Source organism: Pseudomonas sp. GW821-FHT11D10, from assembly GCF_058808435.1.
Genome location: NZ_JBXARR010000003.1, coordinates 230,974 through 250,191, shown reverse-complemented (window position 1 = coordinate 250,191; position 19,218 = coordinate 230,974). Strand labels below are relative to the sequence as shown.

General features: G+C 60.5%; 22 protein-coding genes. 7 read left to right on the top strand and 15 right to left on the bottom strand.

Annotated features, from left to right (window positions below; all coding sequences use genetic code 11):
• Positions 1 to 6: 6 nt before the first annotated feature.
• The gene (locus tag AC1RT4_RS11300) at positions 7 to 1,305 is read right to left on the bottom strand and encodes a mechanosensitive ion channel family protein (protein WP_493085395.1); all 1,299 of its coding nucleotides are present in this window, start codon (positions 1,303 to 1,305) and stop codon (positions 7 to 9) included.
• A 191-nt stretch (positions 1,306 to 1,496) separates the two neighbouring features.
• On the opposite strand from AC1RT4_RS11300, the gene AC1RT4_RS11295 reads away from it, so the two are divergent.
• A complete protein-coding gene (locus AC1RT4_RS11295; protein ID WP_375745952.1) occupies positions 1,497 to 2,837 on the top strand; it encodes a DEAD/DEAH box helicase in 1,341 nt (446 codons plus the stop codon).
• Positions 2,838 to 2,900: 63 nt separating this feature from the next.
• Here the strand turns inward: AC1RT4_RS11295 and AC1RT4_RS11290 are convergent, their stop codons facing one another.
• The 4 genes from AC1RT4_RS11290 to AC1RT4_RS11275 all read right to left on the bottom strand — a co-directional run bounded on the left by AC1RT4_RS11290 (position 2,901) and on the right by AC1RT4_RS11275 (position 5,437).
• Positions 2,901 to 3,500 carry a hypothetical protein gene (locus AC1RT4_RS11290; protein ID WP_493085394.1) on the bottom strand — a complete coding sequence of 200 codons (600 nt, stop codon included), beginning with the start codon at positions 3,498 to 3,500 and terminating at the stop codon, positions 2,901 to 2,903.
• Between the two features lie 12 nt (positions 3,501 to 3,512).
• On the bottom strand, positions 3,513 to 4,097 hold the full coding sequence (locus AC1RT4_RS11285; RefSeq protein ID WP_207985355.1) for a papain-like cysteine protease family protein: 585 nt from the start codon (positions 4,095 to 4,097) through the stop codon (positions 3,513 to 3,515).
• Between the two features lie 249 nt (positions 4,098 to 4,346).
• Positions 4,347 to 4,622, bottom strand: a complete 276-nt coding sequence (locus tag AC1RT4_RS11280; RefSeq protein WP_007956561.1) for a hypothetical protein — start codon at positions 4,620 to 4,622, stop codon at positions 4,347 to 4,349.
• Between the two features lie 80 nt (positions 4,623 to 4,702).
• Entirely contained in the window at positions 4,703 to 5,437 is a 735-nt protein-coding gene (locus tag AC1RT4_RS11275; RefSeq protein WP_493085393.1) for a DUF899 domain-containing protein, read from the bottom strand.
• 177 nt (positions 5,438 to 5,614) lie between these two features.
• Here AC1RT4_RS11275 and AC1RT4_RS11270 point away from each other — a divergent pair, with 177 nt between their 5' ends.
• Positions 5,615 to 6,007, top strand: a complete 393-nt coding sequence (locus AC1RT4_RS11270; protein WP_493085392.1) for a transcriptional regulator — start codon at positions 5,615 to 5,617, stop codon at positions 6,005 to 6,007.
• A gap of 62 nt (positions 6,008 to 6,069) precedes the next feature.
• Here AC1RT4_RS11270 and AC1RT4_RS11265 read toward each other — a convergent pair whose 3' ends face one another.
• From AC1RT4_RS11265 to AC1RT4_RS11255, 3 genes are all read right to left on the bottom strand, one after another.
• Positions 6,070 to 6,939: a DUF6279 family lipoprotein gene (locus AC1RT4_RS11265; protein ID WP_493085391.1), complete on the bottom strand. Its 870-nt coding sequence runs from the start codon at positions 6,937 to 6,939 to the stop codon at positions 6,070 to 6,072.
• 77 nt (positions 6,940 to 7,016) lie between these two features.
• Positions 7,017 to 7,733: a TorF family putative porin gene (locus AC1RT4_RS11260; protein WP_493085390.1), complete on the bottom strand. Its 717-nt coding sequence runs from the start codon at positions 7,731 to 7,733 to the stop codon at positions 7,017 to 7,019.
• A gap of 216 nt (positions 7,734 to 7,949) precedes the next feature.
• Complete coding sequence (locus AC1RT4_RS11255) at positions 7,950 to 8,138, bottom strand: PFL_1563 family small protein (protein ID WP_016985943.1); 189 nt, start codon at positions 8,136 to 8,138, stop codon at positions 7,950 to 7,952.
• Positions 8,139 to 8,489: 351 nt separating this feature from the next.
• Between AC1RT4_RS11255 and AC1RT4_RS11250 the strand changes: the two genes are divergently transcribed.
• From AC1RT4_RS11250 to AC1RT4_RS11240, 3 genes are all read left to right on the top strand, one after another.
• Positions 8,490 to 9,326: a CvfB family protein gene (locus tag AC1RT4_RS11250; RefSeq protein WP_127797242.1), complete on the top strand. Its 837-nt coding sequence runs from the start codon at positions 8,490 to 8,492 to the stop codon at positions 9,324 to 9,326.
• A gap of 45 nt (positions 9,327 to 9,371) precedes the next feature.
• On the top strand, positions 9,372 to 9,761 hold the full coding sequence (locus AC1RT4_RS11245) for a DUF2177 family protein (protein ID WP_493085389.1): 390 nt from the start codon (positions 9,372 to 9,374) through the stop codon (positions 9,759 to 9,761).
• Positions 9,762 to 9,924: 163 nt separating this feature from the next.
• Positions 9,925 to 10,857, top strand: a complete 933-nt coding sequence (locus AC1RT4_RS11240; RefSeq protein ID WP_493085388.1) for a DMT family transporter — start codon at positions 9,925 to 9,927, stop codon at positions 10,855 to 10,857.
• Here AC1RT4_RS11240 and AC1RT4_RS11235 read toward each other — a convergent pair.
• Positions 10,802 to 11,983 carry an MFS transporter gene (locus AC1RT4_RS11235; protein WP_493085387.1) on the bottom strand — a complete coding sequence of 394 codons (1,182 nt, stop codon included), beginning with the start codon at positions 11,981 to 11,983 and terminating at the stop codon, positions 10,802 to 10,804. The genes AC1RT4_RS11240 and AC1RT4_RS11235 overlap by 56 nt on opposite strands.
• Before the next feature lie 104 nt (positions 11,984 to 12,087).
• Here AC1RT4_RS11235 and ptrR point away from each other — a divergent pair, with 104 nt between their 5' ends.
• On the top strand, positions 12,088 to 12,981 hold the full coding sequence (gene ptrR / locus AC1RT4_RS11230) for a putrescine utilization regulator PtrR (protein ID WP_007956575.1): 894 nt from the start codon (positions 12,088 to 12,090) through the stop codon (positions 12,979 to 12,981).
• 142 nt (positions 12,982 to 13,123) lie between these two features.
• Positions 13,124 to 13,252, top strand: a complete 129-nt coding sequence (locus tag AC1RT4_RS11225; protein WP_003184145.1) for a PA1414 family protein — start codon at positions 13,124 to 13,126, stop codon at positions 13,250 to 13,252.
• Positions 13,253 to 13,345: 93 nt separating this feature from the next.
• On the opposite strand, the gene AC1RT4_RS11220 is transcribed toward AC1RT4_RS11225, so the two are convergent.
• The 6 genes from AC1RT4_RS11220 to speB form a co-directional block, all read right to left on the bottom strand.
• Complete coding sequence (locus tag AC1RT4_RS11220) at positions 13,346 to 13,594, bottom strand: hypothetical protein (protein ID WP_007956577.1); 249 nt, start codon at positions 13,592 to 13,594, stop codon at positions 13,346 to 13,348.
• A 44-nt stretch (positions 13,595 to 13,638) separates the two neighbouring features.
• Positions 13,639 to 14,364 (bottom strand): MBL fold metallo-hydrolase, encoded by a 726-nt coding sequence (locus AC1RT4_RS11215; RefSeq protein ID WP_493085386.1) that lies wholly within the window; start codon positions 14,362 to 14,364, stop codon positions 13,639 to 13,641.
• 82 nt (positions 14,365 to 14,446) lie between these two features.
• Positions 14,447 to 15,826 carry a sodium:solute symporter family protein gene (locus AC1RT4_RS11210; RefSeq protein WP_007956580.1) on the bottom strand — a complete coding sequence of 460 codons (1,380 nt, stop codon included), beginning with the start codon at positions 15,824 to 15,826 and terminating at the stop codon, positions 14,447 to 14,449.
• Between the two features lie 79 nt (positions 15,827 to 15,905).
• Complete coding sequence (locus AC1RT4_RS11205) at positions 15,906 to 17,417, bottom strand: purine-cytosine permease family protein (protein ID WP_007956582.1); 1,512 nt, start codon at positions 17,415 to 17,417, stop codon at positions 15,906 to 15,908.
• A 56-nt stretch (positions 17,418 to 17,473) separates the two neighbouring features.
• Positions 17,474 to 17,896 carry a YybH family protein gene (locus tag AC1RT4_RS11200; RefSeq protein ID WP_493085385.1) on the bottom strand — a complete coding sequence of 141 codons (423 nt, stop codon included), beginning with the start codon at positions 17,894 to 17,896 and terminating at the stop codon, positions 17,474 to 17,476.
• A 10-nt stretch (positions 17,897 to 17,906) separates the two neighbouring features.
• The gene (gene speB / locus AC1RT4_RS11195) at positions 17,907 to 18,857 is read right to left on the bottom strand and encodes an agmatinase (RefSeq protein ID WP_003222717.1); all 951 of its coding nucleotides are present in this window, start codon (positions 18,855 to 18,857) and stop codon (positions 17,907 to 17,909) included.
• Between the last annotated feature and the right edge of the window lie 361 nt (positions 18,858 to 19,218).

Sequence of the window (19,218 nt, the reverse complement as noted above, 5' to 3'; positions counted from 1 at the left end):
GTGTCATTACATGACGTGTTTCCCGGCGTCGGGGATGTGGCTCGCACCAAGAACTGCCGGCAACAACCCGGAGCGTAGATCACCACCGCTCGGCTGCTGATACAGGCTCAACCCGAACTCCGGCAACACTGCCAGCAGGTAATCGAAAATATCCCCCTGGATCCGCTCGTAATCGGCCCACACCGTGGTGGTGGTAAAGCAGTAGATTTCCAGCGGAATGCCCTGGGCCGTTGTCTGCATCTGGCGGACCATGCAGGTCATGTTCGGCTGAATCTCCGGGTGACTCTTCAGATAAGCCAGTGCGTACGCGCGAAAAGTGCCGATGTTGGTCATGCGCCGGCGGTTGGCCGACATCGCCGCGACATTGCCCTGTGCCTCGTTCCAGGCCTTGAGCTCGGCTTTCTTGCGGCCCATGTAGGCGGTCAGCAGGTGCACCTGGGAGAGTTTCTCTTCTTCATCGTCGCGGATGAACCGCACACCGCTGGCGTCGATGAACAGACTGCGCTTGATCCGCCGCCCGCCGGACTGCTGCATGCCGCGCCAGTTTCTGAACGACTCGGACATCAGGCGCCAGGTCGGGATCGAGACGATGGTTTTGTCGAAATTCTGCACCTTGACCGTGTGCAGGGTGATGTCGACCACGTCGCCATCGGCGCCGACCTGCGGCATTTCGATCCAGTCGCCGACCCGCAGCATGTCGTTGCTGGTCAGTTGCACGCTGGCGACGAACGACAGCAGGGTGTCCTTGTAGACCAACAGGATCACCGCCGACATCGCACCCAGACCGGACAGCAGCAACAGCGGCGAACGGTCGATCAGCGTGGCGACGATGATGATCGCGCCGAACACGTACAGGACCATTTTCGCCAGTTGCACATACCCCTTGATCGAGCGGGTGCGGGCGTGTTCGGTGCGGGCGTAGATGTCCAGCAGCGCATTGAGCAGGGCGCTGACCGACAGCAGCAGGAACAGAATGGTGAACGCCAGCGCGACGTTGCCGAGGAACACCGTGGCGGTCTTGCTCAGTTCCGGCACCAGATGCAGGCCGAACTGGATCACCAGCGACGGCGTCATCTGCGCCAGACGTTGAAACACCTTGTTATGCCGAAAGTCGTTGATCCAGTGCAGGGCGGGTTGGCGACCGAGCATGCGACTGGCATGCAGGATCAGGTAGCGCGCCACTCGTCCGAGGACCAGCGCGATCACCAGCAGCAGGACCAAAGCCAGGCCGGCGTGCAGGAGCGGGTGCTGTTCGAGGGCACCCCAGAGGTCTTGGGCGTTGAGCCAGAGCTGTTTGAAATCCATGAGCGAGACGATTCTTCTGTAAGACGCGACGGGCGATTAGAGCATTTAAGACGCTGTGTATTACCGTTGGAGACAAATCGAGCAACAAAAAAGCCACTGATTACGGCGGATTTCACAAAGAAACTCGGCCTGAGCGCTCGAAACCGGTAACCTATGCAGCTGATTTTTTGCATATCTTCGAGGTAGCACCCGTGTTTTCCCAATTCGCCCTGCACGAACGCCTGCTCAAAGCCGTGGCCGAGCTGAAATTTGTCGAGCCAACGCCTGTGCAAGCCGCGGCCATTCCGCTGGCGCTTCAGGGGCGTGACCTGCGGGTGACGGCGCAAACCGGTAGCGGCAAGACCGCCGCTTTTGTCCTGCCGATCCTCAACCGCCTGATCGGCCCGGCCAAGATCCGCGTCAGCATCAAGACCCTGATCCTGCTGCCGACCCGCGAGCTGGCCCAGCAGACCCTGAAGGAAGTCGAGCGCTTTTCGCAGTTCACTTTCATCAAGTCCGGCCTGATCACCGGCGGTGAAGACTTCAAGGTCCAGGCCGCCATGCTGCGCAAGGTGCCGGACATCCTGATCGGCACCCCGGGCCGGATGATCGAGCAACTGAACGCCGGCAACCTCGACCTGAAAGAAGTCGAAGTGCTGGTGCTCGACGAAGCCGACCGCATGCTCGACATGGGTTTTGCCGAAGACGTGCAGCGTCTGGTCGACGAATGCCCGAACCGTCAGCAGACCATGCTTTTCTCCGCCACCACCGGCGGTTCCGGCCTGCGCGAGATGATCGCCAAGGTGCTGAACAACCCTGAGCACTTGCAGCTCAACGCGGTCAGCCAGCTGAACGACACCACCCGTCAGCAGATCATCACCGCCGACCACAACCAGCACAAAGAACAGATTGTGAACTGGCTGCTGGCCAACGAGACCTACCAGAAGGCCATCGTCTTCACCAACACCCGGGCCATGGCCGACCGCATCTACGGTCGCCTCGTCGCCCAGGAATACAAGGCGTTCGTGCTGCACGGCGAGAAAGACCAGAAGGATCGCAAGCTGGCGATCGACCGTCTGAAGCAGGGCGGCGTGAAGATCCTGGTGGCCACCGACGTGGCGGCCCGTGGTCTGGACGTTGATGGCCTGGATCTGGTGATCAACTTCGACATGCCACGCAGCGGCGACGAATACGTACACCGCATCGGTCGTACCGGCCGTGCCGGCAACGACGGTCTGGCGATCTCGCTGATCTGCCACGGCGACTGGAACCTGATGTCGAGCATCGAGCGCTATCTGAAGCAGAGCTTCGAGCGCCGCACCATCAAGGAAGTCAAAGGCACCTACGGCGGGCCGAAAAAGGTCAAGGCCTCGGGCAAAGCCGTCGGCGTGAAAAAGAAAAAGACCGACGCCAAGGGCGACAAGAAGAAAACCGCCGCCAAGACCCCGACCAAGCGCAAGAGCGCCAACCGTCCGAAGCCGGATTCTCTGGTGAGCAGCGACGGCATGGCTCCGCTCAAGCGCCGCAAGCCGGAAGCGCCGGCGGCTGAGTAAGTCGTTTCAGGCAGGCAAAGAAAAACCCGGACATGGTCCGGGTTTTTTTATCGCCAGCGTTTATCAACTGCCCAGCAAGCCAGTGGTGTCGGCATCAAAGCGCCGCTTGGCCTGATCGGCTGCCGGTTTGAGCTGTGCGAGCAGAGCGGCCTCGCTGTACAGCCCGGTCAGTGCCAGCTCTTTTGGCGTTGGCTCGATCGGGATCAGCACGTCTTCGCCCGCCGCGTGCAGCCAGATCGCCACGAGGTGCAGCGCCGATACGAACAGCATCCGCAGCTCAACGGTTTTGCCCTTCAGCTGCGGCGATTGTTCTGCCAGTTTCAGCGCATCGACCGTGGCGCTCGCCAGGTTGCCGTGGTTCAACGAGGCAAACTCGACGTGACCGCGTACTTCGGCCAATTGCGCATCGGCAATCGACACACCGCCGGAAAACACCAGGTAATGCCAGTCGCCCACTCGGGCGTTTTTCAGGCCTTTGCCCTGGCTCAAGTCGTCCAGACTGAGCGAGTAGCCGCGATAGGCCTCGCTGAGGCTGATCCCGGCAGGCGCAGCATTGGCGAACTGGCGATTGACGCCGAAACCCTGGGTCTGCAACGCGGCCTGCAGGGCCGGACGCAAGGTCTGTACGCCGTTGGAGGGCGCCTTTGGATAAGTCAGTTGCATGATGTCGCCCTCCTAGTTTTTCGCCGTGAAGTAAGTGTGGGTCCAGTTGCCGCCGCCGTTGTAGGAACCGGGGAAGGAACTCAGCGCGCGGGTCGAATAGCCGTAGATCGAATCCGCGACCAGCACGTAATTGCCGTTGGTGCCGTAGATCGCCAGAAAGTGCGCACCGCCGCCGTACCAGGCGCAACGCAGGCCGATCGGGCGGCCCATGTTGATCTGGTTCTGGATGGCCGACATTTGCAGCGAGCCCGAATTCATGCCGTTGAAACTGCGGGTGATCTTCAGCGCAACGTCCAGATAGCCGTACACGTTGCACGGCCCCGGTTGATTGCAGCAGTTGCGGTCCAGCGCGGCGCTGGCAACGGCGCATTGGGTCCAGGACCCGGTGCCGTAATAATTGCCGACCGAGGCGGAAGCGGCGGCCCAGCACCAGTTGGTCTGGGTCTGTTGCTGCATCGTGAAGTTCAGGCTGGCGGCCGCCAGGGCGCGTTGTTGTACAGCCGCCTCGACCTCGACCAGTTGCGGGTCGAGCAGATGGCCGATCAGACATTCGGGCAGGGTGTTGCCGGTGAATGCCGTTGTTTCAGTGGTTAACATTTTTCAATCCTCCATGAATGAAAACAAACGTTCCGCGTTTGCGGGATAACGGTATTGCCGAGCGATCGGTGTTCAAGGGTTGCCATCTCCGATGGCCGGTTCCGATCAGGCTCGGGGTAACCCTAGGTGTGAATATGCATTTGTGCAAATAACAAAATGCACTAATGCAAACTTCCGGACAAAAGGAAGCAGGCTTTGGCATCGATCCAGCCTGATCGAGGCCAAAGCCTGCCGTTGTCTGAGCGGGTGTTATCCCTCGGTTTTCTTCTCGGCCGAACCCAGTTCCTTCAACCGCTGATCGATCAACTGGCATTTGTCCGGCAGATCGGCAGAGGCAGTGCCCAGATCCATTTTCTGCAACTCTGCGTTGATCTCCTTGGCCTTGGTCGGGTTTTGCTCGGTGAGCTTCGCGACTTCCTTGGCCAGTTGCTCGCGTTTGGCGGTGGCTTCTTCCGGCGTACAGGCCCAGACGGGCAGGGCGCAGGCGAGCGTGGCGGCGAGGGTGAGCTTGAGCAGGGTTTTCATGGGGGCAGGCCTCAGTTCCGGTTAAGGCGGGTTAACCGGTTGAGGGCTTTCCACCGTGAAAAGTTCAGTGTGTTTGGGGCTCAGTCTCCATGGCAGCAACTGGATTTTGCTGCCCCGTCATAGCGGTCATGGTGCCGCACCCATTCCATGATCTCGTCCTCGTTCCGGCCCTTGGGCGTGAGGTCTAGGTAGTTGTAGGCGCCGACCAGCAGGTCGAGGCCCCGGGCATAGGTTGAGTAGGTGTGGAAAATGTCGCCGTTTTCGGCGCGATAAAACACGCTGAGACCGGGCATTTCTTCCTCGGCGCTGTCGGTCTTTTCGTAGTTGTACGTAGCCTTGCCTGCTTCGACATCTTCAGCACGGGCGCACACGGCAAAGTCGTAGTTGAAATCGCAACCGACCGACGACACCCAGTCGAATGTCCAGCCCATCCGCCGCTTGAAAGCCTGGAATTCGGCGAACGGTGCGTGGGACACCGCCACCAGCGCAATGTCGTGATGGGCCAGGTGCAGGTTGGCGCCGTCGATGTGGTCGCTGAGGAATGAACAACCCGGGCAGCCTTCCTCCCAGCCCTTGGCGAACATGAAGTGGTAAACGACGAGTTGGCTGTGTTTGCCGAAAAGATCGGCAAGTTTCAATTCGCCGTTCGGCCCCATGAAGCGGTAATCCTTGTCGACCTTCACCCAGGGCAGGGCGCGGCGTTTGGCGCTGAGGCGGTCGCGTTCCTTGGTAAAGGCCTTTTCATCGGCCAGATGCTGCTTGCGGGCGGCGAGCCATTCTTCGCGCGACACCACCGGATGATTCTCAACGTTCATGATGATTTCTCCTGCGGGGGTTGAAACCGTCTGTCTCAGACTAGTCGTTCAACCACCCGGGAAATCGACAGACCGCCGGTCGGTCGGGACACCGAATAATCCTGAACGGTGGCGCAGCGCTCCGGTCACAACCTGTGAACGCGCCAAAAAATCACGCGCACCGGAGGTTGAATCAGGATGACGACTTACAACTGGGATTTGATTGAACGCCTGCTGCATGAAGTGCAGAACGGCGCGGGACAAAGCTTTGCGCCACGGTCTGTTGCAGAAGTTTATGCGGCGGAGAAAGCGGCGGCGGGCGAGCCGATCGAGAATCTGGATCACCTGAAAACGCTCGCCTGCGACTATGAGCAATTGCTGCTGTTGCGCGGTTACATCCAGCCCCGTGGTGAAGACGAGGGCAGCACCGGCAATAACTTCAGCCTGACCCCACGTGGCTCCAGCCTGTTGAGCCTGATCGACAGCAGCATTCCCGGCAATGATCATCCGCGTGAAGTTCTGGATGATCAGGCAGATGCGCTGGATGAACTGACGTTCGATGAGGTGGCCTCCAAGGCGCAGATTGCCTGAGGCTTTGCACAAAAAAATGTGGGAGCGAACGTGCTCGCTCCCACATGGGTTTTGCAGTGATCTCAGCTTTTTTGTGCGGCCTTCAGGCACTTCAAATCATTGAAGTCCTTGCGCACTCCCTCGATCTTTTTCAACAGGCGCTGGCGCTGCTGCGGCGTGCTGTCGGCCATCAGATCGACGAACAGCGAACGGGCCTGCGCCTCGGTATTGGCGTAGGCCTTTTGGTAATCCGCTGTCCATAAACGCTCGCGATTGACCAGAAGCGTCTCGATCCGTTGTGGGAATTCAGGACTGTTGCGTTGCGCCACCGCCGCGCTGAACTGCTTCTGCCAGTGGGCGCGGTTGGCGATCCATTGTGTGTTCTGATCGCCCAGGGCGGTCGACCAGGCCATCACATGCTGTTCCTGCTTGGCGCTCAACGGGCCGAGCCAATCGTTGAGGCGTTTGTCCATGCGCGCGCCACGCTCGGCAATCTGCTGCGAAAGCGGCGGTTTGAGGTATTCCTGTTGGCGCTTTTGCAGGTCTTTGGCAAAGGCGTCGTTCATTTCAGCGACCTGTTTGTCATCCAGCCCTTGCAGCAATTCAATCGCTGAAGGGGTGATTTCCCGGGCTGTTTCGGCAATTGCCTGCTTGGCCTCTGCGGTGCGGGCCTGGAGCGCGGCGTCGGTGACCTGATTGGTCTCGACCATGGTTTGCAGGCGATCGAGCCAGTCAAGATAACCCGGCAACTGCGTAGTGCAGTGCCAGCTCAGGTGTTCCTTGAGCCGTTCGTTGAACCAGCCTTTCTGCTCGCCGTTCATGTCCAGGTAGTCGCTGAGCGTCCACGGAATGATCACGTCGAGATTGCGATAGGCCAGGCCGACGCGGCTGCAGGCGCCGAGGGCGAGGGTCAGGATCAGTAGAACGGCGAGGCGTTTGAACCAGCTAGACATGGGCGAGTCCTTGCGAAAGCCAGCCTTGAGGGTCTGATTCTCATGTGAACGCAGGATGGACCCGGCAGTTCAGCCAATCAATAGAATGGTCGTTCGGCCTTGAGCGTTACCAGTCCGTCGCACTGACTGTTATGCCCGGAATAGGCCGAGCAATCGCTGCCGCTGAGGCTTGAATTGCTATAGATCAGGTCGAGGTCGATGCCCATGAACGGCCGGGAAAATTTCACCGACCAATCGGTAAAACTGCTGACATAACCCCCGTCCACCGAGACCGGCGTGTTGAGCTGATGGGTGGTGTATTTCATGCTGATCCCGATACCGAACGGCTGATTGCCGCCCAGGTCGGCAAACAGGGTGTTGTTCTGTTTATCCGGATCGTTGCTCAGGGCGATGCCGATCCGGCTGCCGAGCAGGGTCAGGCCGCCGAACAGTTCCTGGCTGTCGAGGGTGTCGACCTTGGGATAGCTGTAATGGATTATCCCGACTTCGTAGCCGAGGGTCTGATCGAAAGGTTGTTTAAAGCCGACGTAGGAATCGATTTCGAGATTTTTCCCCGGCGTGAGGCCCATGCTTGGTGCGTACTGACCGACATACAGGCCGCTGTCGTGGCTCAGGTCCAGGCCGCCATGGAACGAGCCGACCGCCGAAGGCTTGACCAGCCCCTGGGCCATGCTGCGGCTGGGTGTGGTGCCGAGCTTGAGGTCGAAGTCACCGAGCTCACGCTGGAAAATCTGCGCGTGCGCCGCCGGGCTCGCCAGCAGGCCTACAAGCAATAAACAGGAAGATTTGAGCATGCGTCACTCCTTGAGCAGCGAGCGCAGGTGCGACAACCCTGCTGAAACGCTTGATCCAGACGCGTGCAAGGATACCGGCGAATGATCGGCATCGAGGGCCGTTCGTCGATTTTTGCTGTTTTGAATATTTGATTAAACGTAAGAGAGGTCTTGCGAGGGATCCGGTCCAGACGCTTCGAAGCTCAAAGCGCCTTTGGACAGGTGTGCTGCGGGGTGTTACTTCTTGCCCAGGCTGATCTGCTTGGACGGGCCGAACGTCTGGCCGCTGACGCCCTTGGCAATTTGCTGGATCTCGCCGCCGGACTTGAGGAATGCCGCGATCTGATCGTTGATCGATTCGCTGGTTTCAACGGCTGGAGCTGGCTTTGCTTTGCTGGTGGATGCTTTTACACGCATGGCGGCCATTAACCTGTAGAAAAGTAACTCGGCCAAGCATCGTACAGGAATAACTTGACAATTGCTTGGTAAATATCCCCCGGAATAACCCAGCGTGCAGGTGGATTATTCTCGATTAATTATTCGAAATATCCCGCTAACCTGCTGTTTTAAATAACAACATTTATTCGATTTGAGGATGTCGGCCGGCGTCCGGATCAGGCGATAGCCGTCGCACTGGCCTGACGAGTGGCGCGCGTGCGGCGCGAAATCCAGGAAAATCAAGGCCTCCCGCAGATTTTCACTCCGCCGGCTGATCGGACGGCCAACGAACCCGGCAAAACCGGGTAGAATGCCGCCCACGCAATGAGGGTATTGGAAATGGCTTTAGTCGGGCGTTACAACAGTTTGCAAGTGGTTAAACACACTAACTTCGGTTTATATCTGGACGGCGGTGCCGACGGCGAAATTCTTTTGCCCAACCGTTATATCCCCAAAGATATTCCCAGCGAAGATGAAGACTGGCTCAATGTTTTCATTTATCTGGACAGTGACGACAAACTTATTGCCACCACTGAAAAACCAAAAGTTCAGGTCGGTGAATTTGCCAGTTTGAAAGTTGTTGAAGTCAACAGCATCGGCGTGTTCCTCGATTGGGGCCTGCCGAAGGATCTGCTGCTGCCTTACTCCGAAGAAAAACGCCAGATGACCGCCGGCGAGTACTGCGTGGTGCATGTCTACCTCGACAAGCACACCCGCCGCATCACCGCGACCGCGCGCCTGGATCGTTATCTGGACAAGACCCCGGCCAACTACAGCGTGGGCCAGGAAGTTGATCTGCTGGTGGCCGAATCCACCGACATGGGCTTCAAGGCCGTCATCAACAACAAGCACTGGGGTCTGATTCACAAGAATGAAATCTTCAAGTTCATGCGTTCCGGCATGCGCGAGAAAGGATTCATCAAGGAAGTGCGTGCCGACGGCAAGATCAGCCTGAGCCTGCAACCGGTAGGGCAGGAAGCAGCCAGCAGCCTGAACTCGAAGATCCTCGCCAAGTTGCGCGAAAATGATGGCACCCTGGCCGTCAGCGACAAGAGCGATCCGGCACTGATCAGCAGCCTGTTCGGTGTCAGCAAGGGCAACTTCAAGAAGGCCATCGGTTCGTTGTACAAGGAAGGCAAGATCGTCATTCATGCCGATCGCATTGAACTAACCTGAGCCTGACGTGGCCCATCTTGCATGGGCTTACTTGAGGTCGGGCAGATGAAAAAAGCACTGATTGCCTACGTCGCCACGCTGCTGACGTTTCTTCTGCTCGACGGGCTCTGGCTCGGCGTGCTGATGGCGCCGACCTATCGCGAACTGCTCGGTTCGCTGATGCTCGAAAAACCGTTGCTGGTGCCAGCAGCGGTTTTTTATTGCCTGTACGTTTTTGGCTGTGTGGTGTTTGTGGTGTTGCCATCGCTGACCTGGCAACGCGCCGCCCGGATGGGGGCGCTGCTCGGGCTGGTCGCTTATGGCACCTATGACCTGACCAATTGGGCGACATTGCGCGGCTGGTCGGCGCAGGTGTCGCTGATGGATTGGGCCTGGGGGACGTTTGCCACGGCGCTGGCCTGTTCGGTCGGGTTCCGGGCCGCTCGCCGAAGCTGACGGCAGGCATGACGCAACAGGGCAATTGCATGTCTTTGCCGGGCGGCAATTTCTGTCCGACTAGTTGATAATCCCTGCCATCCTTTTTCGCCCCGGACAAAGAGCCGGGGCTTTGTTTGACCATTGGAAAAACTGCCATGTTGTGTGTGTTCGAGGTGTCGAGGTGAGCGTCAGTCGGCGCAGTGCCGACGGGTTTGCCCTGCAAGTGATGATCGGCCTGTGCCTGATCTGGGGCGTGCAGCAGGTGATGATCAAGTGGGCGGCGACCGACATTGCGCCGGTGATGCAGGCGGCGGGGCGGTCGGGAATTTCCGCGTTGCTCGTAGGACTGCTGATCTGCTGGAAGGGCGGTTGGGATCAGGTCGGCAACACTTGGCGCGGCGGCTTGCTGGCCGGTGCCTTGTTCGGGCTCGAGTTCCTGTTCATCTCCGAAGGCTTGCAGTTGACCACCGCCGCGCACATGTCGGTGTTCCTCTACACCGCGCCGATCTTCACCGCGCTGGGCGTGCATTTCCTGTTGCCGAGCGAGCGCTTGCGGCCGGTGCAATGGCTGGGGATCTTCATGGCGTTCGTCGGGATTGCCGTGGCGTTTGCCGGCGGCGTGTCGTGGGACAACCTCGACCGCCGGATGTTGATGGGCGATGCCCTCGGCGTGTTGGCCGGCGCCAGTTGGGGCGCGACCACCGTGGTGGTGCGCGCCTCGCGCCTGTCGGAAGCGCCGGTGACCCTGACCCTGTTCTATCAACTGATCGTCGGCTTCATCGGCCTGTTGCTGATCGCGCTGCTCAGCGGCCAGATCACCCACGTCAGTCTGACCGTCGTCGCCGTGGGCAGTGTGCTGTTCCAGGGGCTGGTGGTGTCGTTCTTCAGTTACCTGACCTGGTTCTGGTTGCTGCGCCGTTATCTGGCGGCCAACCTCGCAGTGTTTTCCTTCATGACGCCATTGTTCGGCGTGACCTTCGGCGTGGTGCTGCTCGGCGAAGAACTGAGCATGAACTTCATCATCGGCGCCGTGCTGGTGTTGCTCGGCATCACTTTCGTCAGCGCGGAACAGTGGGTGCGTCGGCGTTTGCGCAAAGCCCTCGGTCAGCCGTAACCGATTTGCACGCCAGACCGCCGGCAATCAGCAGGCCGCTGCCGGCGATCACCAGCGCCGGTTGCAGGCCACCGCTGAAGTGGCTGCTGACCGCCGCCAGCAACGGCCCGCTGAGCTGACCGACGGCAAAGCATGCGGTGAGCAGGCCGGCGTTGCGCTGGGTGGCGTGGGGCGCCAGTTCCCGGGAGCGTTGCATCACCAGTTGCATGCAAGCCAGGAACGGCGTGCCGCACAGGATCACGCCCAATGCCAGGCCGAGGCCGCTGCCCAACAGGCAAGCGAACACCCCGGCAGCCTGCAGCCACAACGTCGCCATCAACCAGTGCCGGGTGGTTTCCGGATCGTGCCGCCGCAAACTCACCAGCAATACCCCGATCGCAGCGCCGAGGCCGAAGCATGGCCAGAACAGATCGGCCTGCCATTGCCCGTGAAACTGCGCGTTGGCCATCTGCGACAGAAACGTGGCCGGGATGATGTAGCCCACGCCGTACAAGGCATACACCACCGCCAAACGCCCAATGCCACGATTCGATGAACTCACGGCAGCCGGAACGACCGGCACACCGACGCCCGGTTGCGGCAGGATCCGCACGATTCCCAGCAACATCACCAGCGCCACCGCGGCGTAAATCAGCCACAGGGTGGCGGAAGTCTGCTGCGCCAGATGTGAGAACAGCGCCAGCAATCCCGTCAGAAAAATTCCCAGCCCCGGCCCGGCAAATACCAGCGCTCCCAATCGCGGACGACCCGCCGCCGCAGCCAGCGGCTGACTCAGCGCGGTAATCATCACCAGCACCCAGGCACTCGCCACACCCGTGCCGAAGCGCAGCAGCAGGTGCGACCAGAAACCGTTGGCCCAGAATGACGCCAGCGTCAGCAACACACACAACCACAGACCGCCATGCAGGCGCCGCTGCACCTGATCCGGCCGACGGGAAAACATCGCATCCACCGCGCCGAGCAGGTAACCGAGGTAGTTGGCCGCCGCAATCAGACCGGCGGCAGTCAGGTCGATCTGGCCTTCGCTGAGCAGGTGCGGCAGTTGCGGGGTGAGGGCGAAACGCCCGATGCCCATGGCCATCATCAGGGCAATGAAACAGGCGGATAAGCGAATCAGCGGGGACATGGTCTGAATTCCGTTGGAGGTTCAATGACCGTCAGGCTAGGACTGATTGACTTTCTTTAAAATTGAATAATAGTGAGTAACTTGTTCTGTTCAGGAGAAAGGTTGTGGAGTTCAGCCAATTGCGGATCTTCCAGGCCGTGGCGGAGGAGGGCTCGATCACCCGCGCCGCCGAACGTTTGCACCGCGTGCCGTCGAACCTCTCGACCCGGCTCAAACAGCTGGAGGAGCAACTGGGCGTCGAACTGTTCGTCCGCGAACGTCAGCGTTTGCAGCTGTCGCCTGCGGGAAAAGTCCTGCTGGACTACACCGGCAAATTGTTCGCCTTGCGCGATCAGGCCAGTGCAGCGGTGATGGGCGGGCAACCGGCGGGGGATTTCGTGCTCGGCACGCTGTACAGCACGGCGGCGATTCATTTGCCGGCGCTGCTGGCGCGCTATCACAAGCAATATCCGGCGGTGAATCTTCAGGTGCAGTCCGGGCCCAGCGGTGAATTGCTTGAAGGCCTGCTCACCGGTCGTCTCGACGCGGCGCTGGTGGATGGTCCGCCACAACTGGCCGGGATCGACGGTGTGCCGCTGTGCAACGAACGGCTGGTGCTGATCAGCGAGGCCGATCACCCGCCGATACGCAGCGCCAGGGATGTCGAAGGGCGGGCGGTGTTCACCTTCCGTCATGGCTGCGCCTATCGCGCGCGGCTGGAAGCGTGGTTCGCGCATTATCAGGCGGCGATGGGCCGGGCGATGGAGATCGAGTCCTATCAGGGCATGCTCGCCTGCGTGATTGCCGGCAGCGGTGTGGCGCTGATGTCGGAGTCGATGCTCGCCAGCCTGCCGGGGCGCGAAAGCGTGGCGGTGCACCCGTTGGCCGAGCCTTTTGCCAGTGCGACAACATGGCTCATGTGGCGGCGGGGCATGGTCGGAGCCAACCTCAATGCGTGGATCGAACAGCAGCAGGCGCTCTATCCCGTGGCTGGCGAAGACGTGCGGGAAACGGCTTGAACGAACGGTCAGGGATTTGGATCAATTCAGTAACAGATCATTGCGGATTTGGCCGAGCATTGCGTAGGACTTCGGACTATTATCAGTGCGAAGCGGCCTCAGAATTCCGGACGCTCAGCACCACCCTGAAGGGGGCATGACGATGAAAGAGAAAATTCAAAACTGGCTGCACGATTTGGGTGTTGCCCTCGGCTTGATCGAACCGCCTCTGCAACCGGTCCCGATTCGCACCGATGACGAACAGCGTCGGCGTCAGCCACGTCGGCGGTAATGCCCCGCTTTGAAGGATCAAAGGATTTAAACGACAAAAGATCGCACCCGGCCGTCGCTCCATGGAGTGGCGGCCGGGTGCGATCTTTTGTTTTCAGTGACGCCCGATTTCCATCAGAAACCGGCTCAGGTCATTCGCGGTTTTCGCGGTCTTGAGCATCCGGTCCTCTTCGGCGGTGAAGGCCGTCAGTCCGAATTCATCTTCCAGATGGAAGATCAGATCCTCGATATCGGCTTTTTCCAGCCCCAGTTGCGCGAGGCTGGTGTTGTCGTCGAATTCACGATTTTCCAGCAGGCGCAGGATGAACCGGTGCACGGCAGCACGCACGGCAGCTCTTCTCATGGCAGATCTTTATGGTTGTTGGTCTGACTGGAGTACAGCAGGCCTCAGGCGTGCCGGCGCAACCATTCGTCAATCATCGAGCGTAAATGCGTTCCGGAAAAACTGCCGAAGTGCCCGCCATGCACCGTGCGGATCTTCAAGCCCTGCAATCGGCGCAGGCTGGTGGCGTAGTCATCAAGGTTGGAGTGGTAGGCGTCCTCGATCAACGGCCCGTCGTAAATGATGTCGCCGCTGAACAGGGTTTCGCTGGCCGCTTCGTAGAGGCTGATCCCGCCCGGTGAATGCCCCGGCGTGTGCAGCACCTGCAACGTGCGATTGCCCAGGTCCAGCACATCGCCGTCCTCGACAAAACCGGTGGCCGGCGCAGCCTTGACCCGATACTCGGCGTAGCACAGCGGGCAATCCGGGTGCGCTTCGAACATGTCGTCGCCGACGAAGGCCCGGCTCAGATCGTTCTCGCCATCCGGCGCCGCCAGAATGTCCGCCTCGGCGGGATGCACCAGCCGTTCGGCAAATTCGTGATGCCCGGCGATATGGTCGAAATGGCAATGACTGGCCACCGCCACCAGCGGTCGCTCGGTCAGCCACGGCAGTTGCTCGCGCAGGCTGACCAGCCCGGAACCGCTGTCGAGCAGCAGATCCTTGTCCCGCCCCTGAACGTGCCACAGGTTGCAGCGATAGAACGGGCGGATGAACGGCTCGTGAATCAGCCGAATGCCGTCGCTCAGGTGCTGCACTTCGAACCACTGATCGCGAGAAACAATCTTCATAAGCACTTTCCTTGAGACGAAAAAAACGGGTGTGGCAACCGACGCCACACCCGCCGAAGAAAGTTGTTGCTACCGCTTCAGCTTAGATCGCGCTGGCCACCACGTTTGGGCGACGGGACATCAGGCTGACCACCACAAAACTCACCAGGCCCACAGCCAGGCTGTAGTAGATCGGCGTGTTGGCATCCAGACCGTCCTTGAACATGAACAGCAGGGCAGTGGCGAAACCCAGGCCCATGCTGGCGATGGCGCCGGCGGTGGTCGCGCGTTTCCAGAAGATCGCACCGATCAGCGGGATCAGCATGCCGCCCACCAACAGGTTGTAAGCGAGGGTCAGGGCGCTGATCACATCGTTGACCACCAGCGCGATGCCCAGCACCACGATGCCGGTCAGCAGGGTGAACAGACGGTTCACACCCAGGCTCGACTGTTTGCCGCCACGCAGTTTCGGCAGCAGGTCTTCGGTCAGGGTGGTGGCAGCGGCGAGCAGGCCGGCGCTGGCGGTGGACATCATCGCGGCCAGGGCAGCAGCGATCACCAGACCACGGATGCCGTCCGGCAGCGACAGTTTGACGATCGCGGCGAAGGCGTTGTTGACGTTGTCCAGATCCGGGATCAGCACGTGCGCCGCCATGCCGATCAGGGCACAGGCCAGGCCGTAGAGGATGCAGTAGATGCCCGCGATGCTACCGGCGTACTGAGCCACTTTGGCAGTCTTGACGGTGAACACCCGTTGCCAGATGTCCTGACCGATCAGGATGCCGAAGAAGTAGATCATGAAGTAGGTGATGATCGTGTCCCAGCCGATGGTGGTGAAGCTGAAGGCGGTGGCCGGCAGTTTCAGCACCAGCTCGTCCCAGCCGCCGACGCGGTACAGGCAGATTGGCAACAGGATGAACATCAGGCCGACGGTCTTGATGATGAACTGGACGATGTCGGTCAGGGTCAGCGACCACATGCCGCCGATGGCCGAATACACCACGACCACGCCACCGCCGAGCAGTACCGAGATCCAGAACGGCAGGCCGAACAGCACTTGCAGCACGGTGCCGATCGCGAGGATCGAGGTCACGCCGATCATCAGTGCGTAGGCCAGCATGATCGCCGCGCTCGCCGAGCGGGCCATCGGGTTGTAGCGTTTTTCCAGGACCTGGGTAACGGTGTAGATCTTCAGTTTCAGCAGCGGCTTGGCCAGGAACAGGTTCAGCGCCACGATGCCGCAACCCAGTGCCGCGCACAGCCAGAAACCGGAAATGCCGTGCACGTAGCCCAGGCGGACGGTGCCGACGGTGGACGCGCCACCGAGAACGGTCGCGGCCATGGTGCCCATGTACAGGCTCGGGCCGAGGTTACGCCCGGCGACCAGGAAGTCCTCGTTGGTCTTGGCCTTGCGCATGCCGAAGTAGCCGAGCAAGAGCATGCCGGCGGCGTAGATGAGGACGACGAATAAATCCAAAGCCATGATGGCGTGTCTCCGATTGTCTTTTTTATGGGGTGGAACACTGTGGGAGAAGGCTGACCCCCACAGGCGATTCGTTTATTCAGGCAGCCTGACGCAGCGCCGCTTCAGCCGGCGCATGGGCGCCTTTGCTGCGGGGATCCTTCGGGCCGTAGACCAGCGCCGGTTCCGGGAACAGGCTCAGCAGCATCAGGTACATCACCGAGGCCAGACCGAGGGTCACCAGCAGGCTGATGTCGATGCCGCCGGCCAGTTCACCCAGCGGGCCGACGAACTGCCCCGGCAGGTTGACGAAGCACAGGCCGACCGCCGCGCTCGGGATCCACGCGCCCAGACCACGCCAGTTCCAGCCGTGGCTGAACCAGTAGCGCCCGCCTTGCTCGCCGCGCGTGAACACTTGCAGGTCGTCCGGGCAGTAGAAGCCGCGACGCACCACCAGGCCGATGATCATGATCACCATCCACGGAGTGGTGCAGGTGATGATCAGCACGGCGAAGGTCGACACGCTCTGCACCAGGTTCGCCGCGAAGCGCCCGATGAAGATGAAGGCAATCGACAGCACGCCGATCAGCAACGTCGCCTTCACTCGCGACAGCAGGCGAGGGAACACGCTCGACATGTCCAGCCCGGTGCCATACAGCGACGTGGTGCCGGTGGACATGCCGCCGATCACCGCAATCAGGCACACCGGCAGGAAGAACCAGCTCGGCGACACCGCCAGCAGACCGCCGACGTAGTTGTTGGCTGCGATGTAGTCCGGCGCCTGGATCGCCACGATGGTCGCGGTGGTCAGGCCGAACAGGAACGGGATGAAGGTGGCGATCTGCGACAGAACCACCGCCGCCATGATCCGCTGACGCGAGGTCTCACGCGGGATGTAGCGGGCCCAGTCGCCGAGGAACGCGCCGAAGGAAATCGGGTTGCTCATGGCCACCAGCGCAGCGCCGATGAACGCGGCCCAGAAGCCCGGCTGACCGAGGCTGACAGTGCCGGCGTAGTGCGAATCGAAGGGGCCTGCGAAAGCGAAGATGCCCAGCAGGAACAGCAGGCTCGCACTCCACACCGCGACCTTGTTCACCCACAGCAAAAAGCGGAAGCCGTAGATGCACACGGTCAGCACCAGAATCGCGAACAGACCGTAGGCCAGGCCCAGGGTCAGGTCGGTTTCCGGCAGGCCGATCAGGCGTTTCGCACCACCGATCAACGCATCTCCCGAACTCCACACCGAGAGCGAGAAGAAGGCGATCGCGGTCAGCAGCGACAGGAACGAACCGACGATCCGCCCGTGCACGCCGAAGTGCGCACCGGACGACACGGCATTGTTGGTGCCGTTGAGCGGACCGAACAGGCCCATCGGTGCGAGGATCAGCGAGCCAAGCAGCACGCCCGAGACAATCGCCCAGACGCCCGCCTGAAAGGACAGGCCGAACAGCACCGGGAAACTGCCGAGCACGGCGGTGGCAAAAGTATTCGCGCCGCCAAAGATCATGCGGAACAAATCCACGGGACCGGCGGTGCGTTCGTTGTCCGGGATCTGTTCGACCCCGTGGGTTTCAATCTGCGTAAGGCTTTGGTCTTTGTTGTTGTTATTCATGATCTGCTCCGATCATAAAGGCGCGCCTCATCGTGTGTGAGGCGTCACCCGTTTGGCTAAGGGGATGGCAGCCCTTCCGGCATTGCGGACAAATGTTCGTGGCAGGCCAGCCAATGGCCTTGTTGTTCTAGGCTCGACGCTTGTTTTCTGAAAACAATCGTCTCGCGCTCCTGGCTGAAGTGTTGCTCCCCTTGCATGCGCAGCTCGGTGGCCACGTCATGGATGAAAATCGCCACGTCACCCTGCAGGCTGACGAAGGCGTTGCTCGAGGTGCAGGACAGCACCTCGAAGCCATCCTCGGCGCGCCAGCTGTCCCACAACGCCTGATAGGCATCGCGCGACAGCAGGGGCTGTTCGAGGGTGTAGAACACGAAGCTGGCATCGGCGCTGAACGCGCCGAAGTAGGCTTCGCGATCGTTGCGGGCGAAGGCGGACACCAGATCGGCGGCCGCTTTCAGAACCTGATCACTTTCGTTCATGACCCGACCCTCAGCGGTGGACCACGCCCGGCAGTACGCAGAGCATTTCGTACAGCAGGTTGGCGGCCAGCAGCGAGGTGTTGCCGGTGGTGTCATAAGCGGGCGAGACTTCTACCAGATCGCAGCCGATCAGGTCGAGGCCCTGGCAGCCGCGAACGATTTCAATCGCCTGAATGGTCGTCAGACCACCGATTTCCGGGGTGCCGGTGCCTGGCGCCCAGGCCGGGTCGATGCCGTCGATGTCGAAGCTCAGGTACACCGGGCCGCCACCGACTTTCTCGCGCACTTCAGCCATCAGCGGTGCCAGCGACTTGTGCCAGCACTCTTCGGCCTGAACAACGCGGAAGCCTTGATCGCGGCTCCAGTTGAAGTCGTCAGCGGTGTAACCCTGCGCACGCAGACCAATCTGCACCACGCGGTCGCAGTCCAGAAGACCTTCTTCGACGGCGCGACGGAAGGTCGTACCGTGGGCGATCTTCTCGCCGAACATGTGATCGTTGACGTCAGCGTGGGCATCGATGTGTACCAGACCGACCTTGCCGTGCTTTTTGTGGATCGCACGCAGGATCGGCAGGGTGATGGTGTGGTCGCCACCCAGGGTCATCGGGATCACGTTGTGCTCGAGGATGTTGTCGTAGGCTTCTTCGATGATGCGCACGGCGTCGAGCAGGTTGAAGGTGTTGATCGCAACGTCACCGATGTCGGCAACCGACAGCGAGTCGAACGGCGCAGCGCCGGTGGCCATGTTGTACGGGCGGATCATCACCGATTCGGTGCGGATGTCGCGCGGCCCGAAGCGGGTGCCGGGACGCAGCGAAGTACCGATGTCCAGTGGCACGCCAACGAAGGCAGCGTCCAGGCCGGCAGCGGTCGGTACATGGGGGAGTCGGAGCATGGTGGCGATGCCGCCGAAGCGCGGCATTTCGTTGCCGCCCAGTGGTTGGTGAAGAATCTTGTCCACGGGTAGGGCCTCATCGTCTTTGTTTTATTTATGTCGGCGCACCGCATTCGCAAGGTCACGGGCACCGCTGTGGGCCGATTCTGCGAAATGTAGTGGCGGGGAAGAATCGCTACGGGCAAATACTTAGTTCAGAAATTTCTAAACTAATGGAGAGGGGCGGGATAGACTTTGCGCTTCTCTGGATGTTCGTTCGGCTCGGGATCGTAGCCCTCACCCCAGCCCTCTCCCGGAGGGAGAGGGGGCCTACGGAGTTGTTCTCAGGAGCTTCATCGACCTGAAATATCGAGCTGAACTCAAGATAGTCTTAAGGCAGACGCAGGATTTGAAGGCCATGGAGATCGGCTCCCTTTCCCCCTCTCCC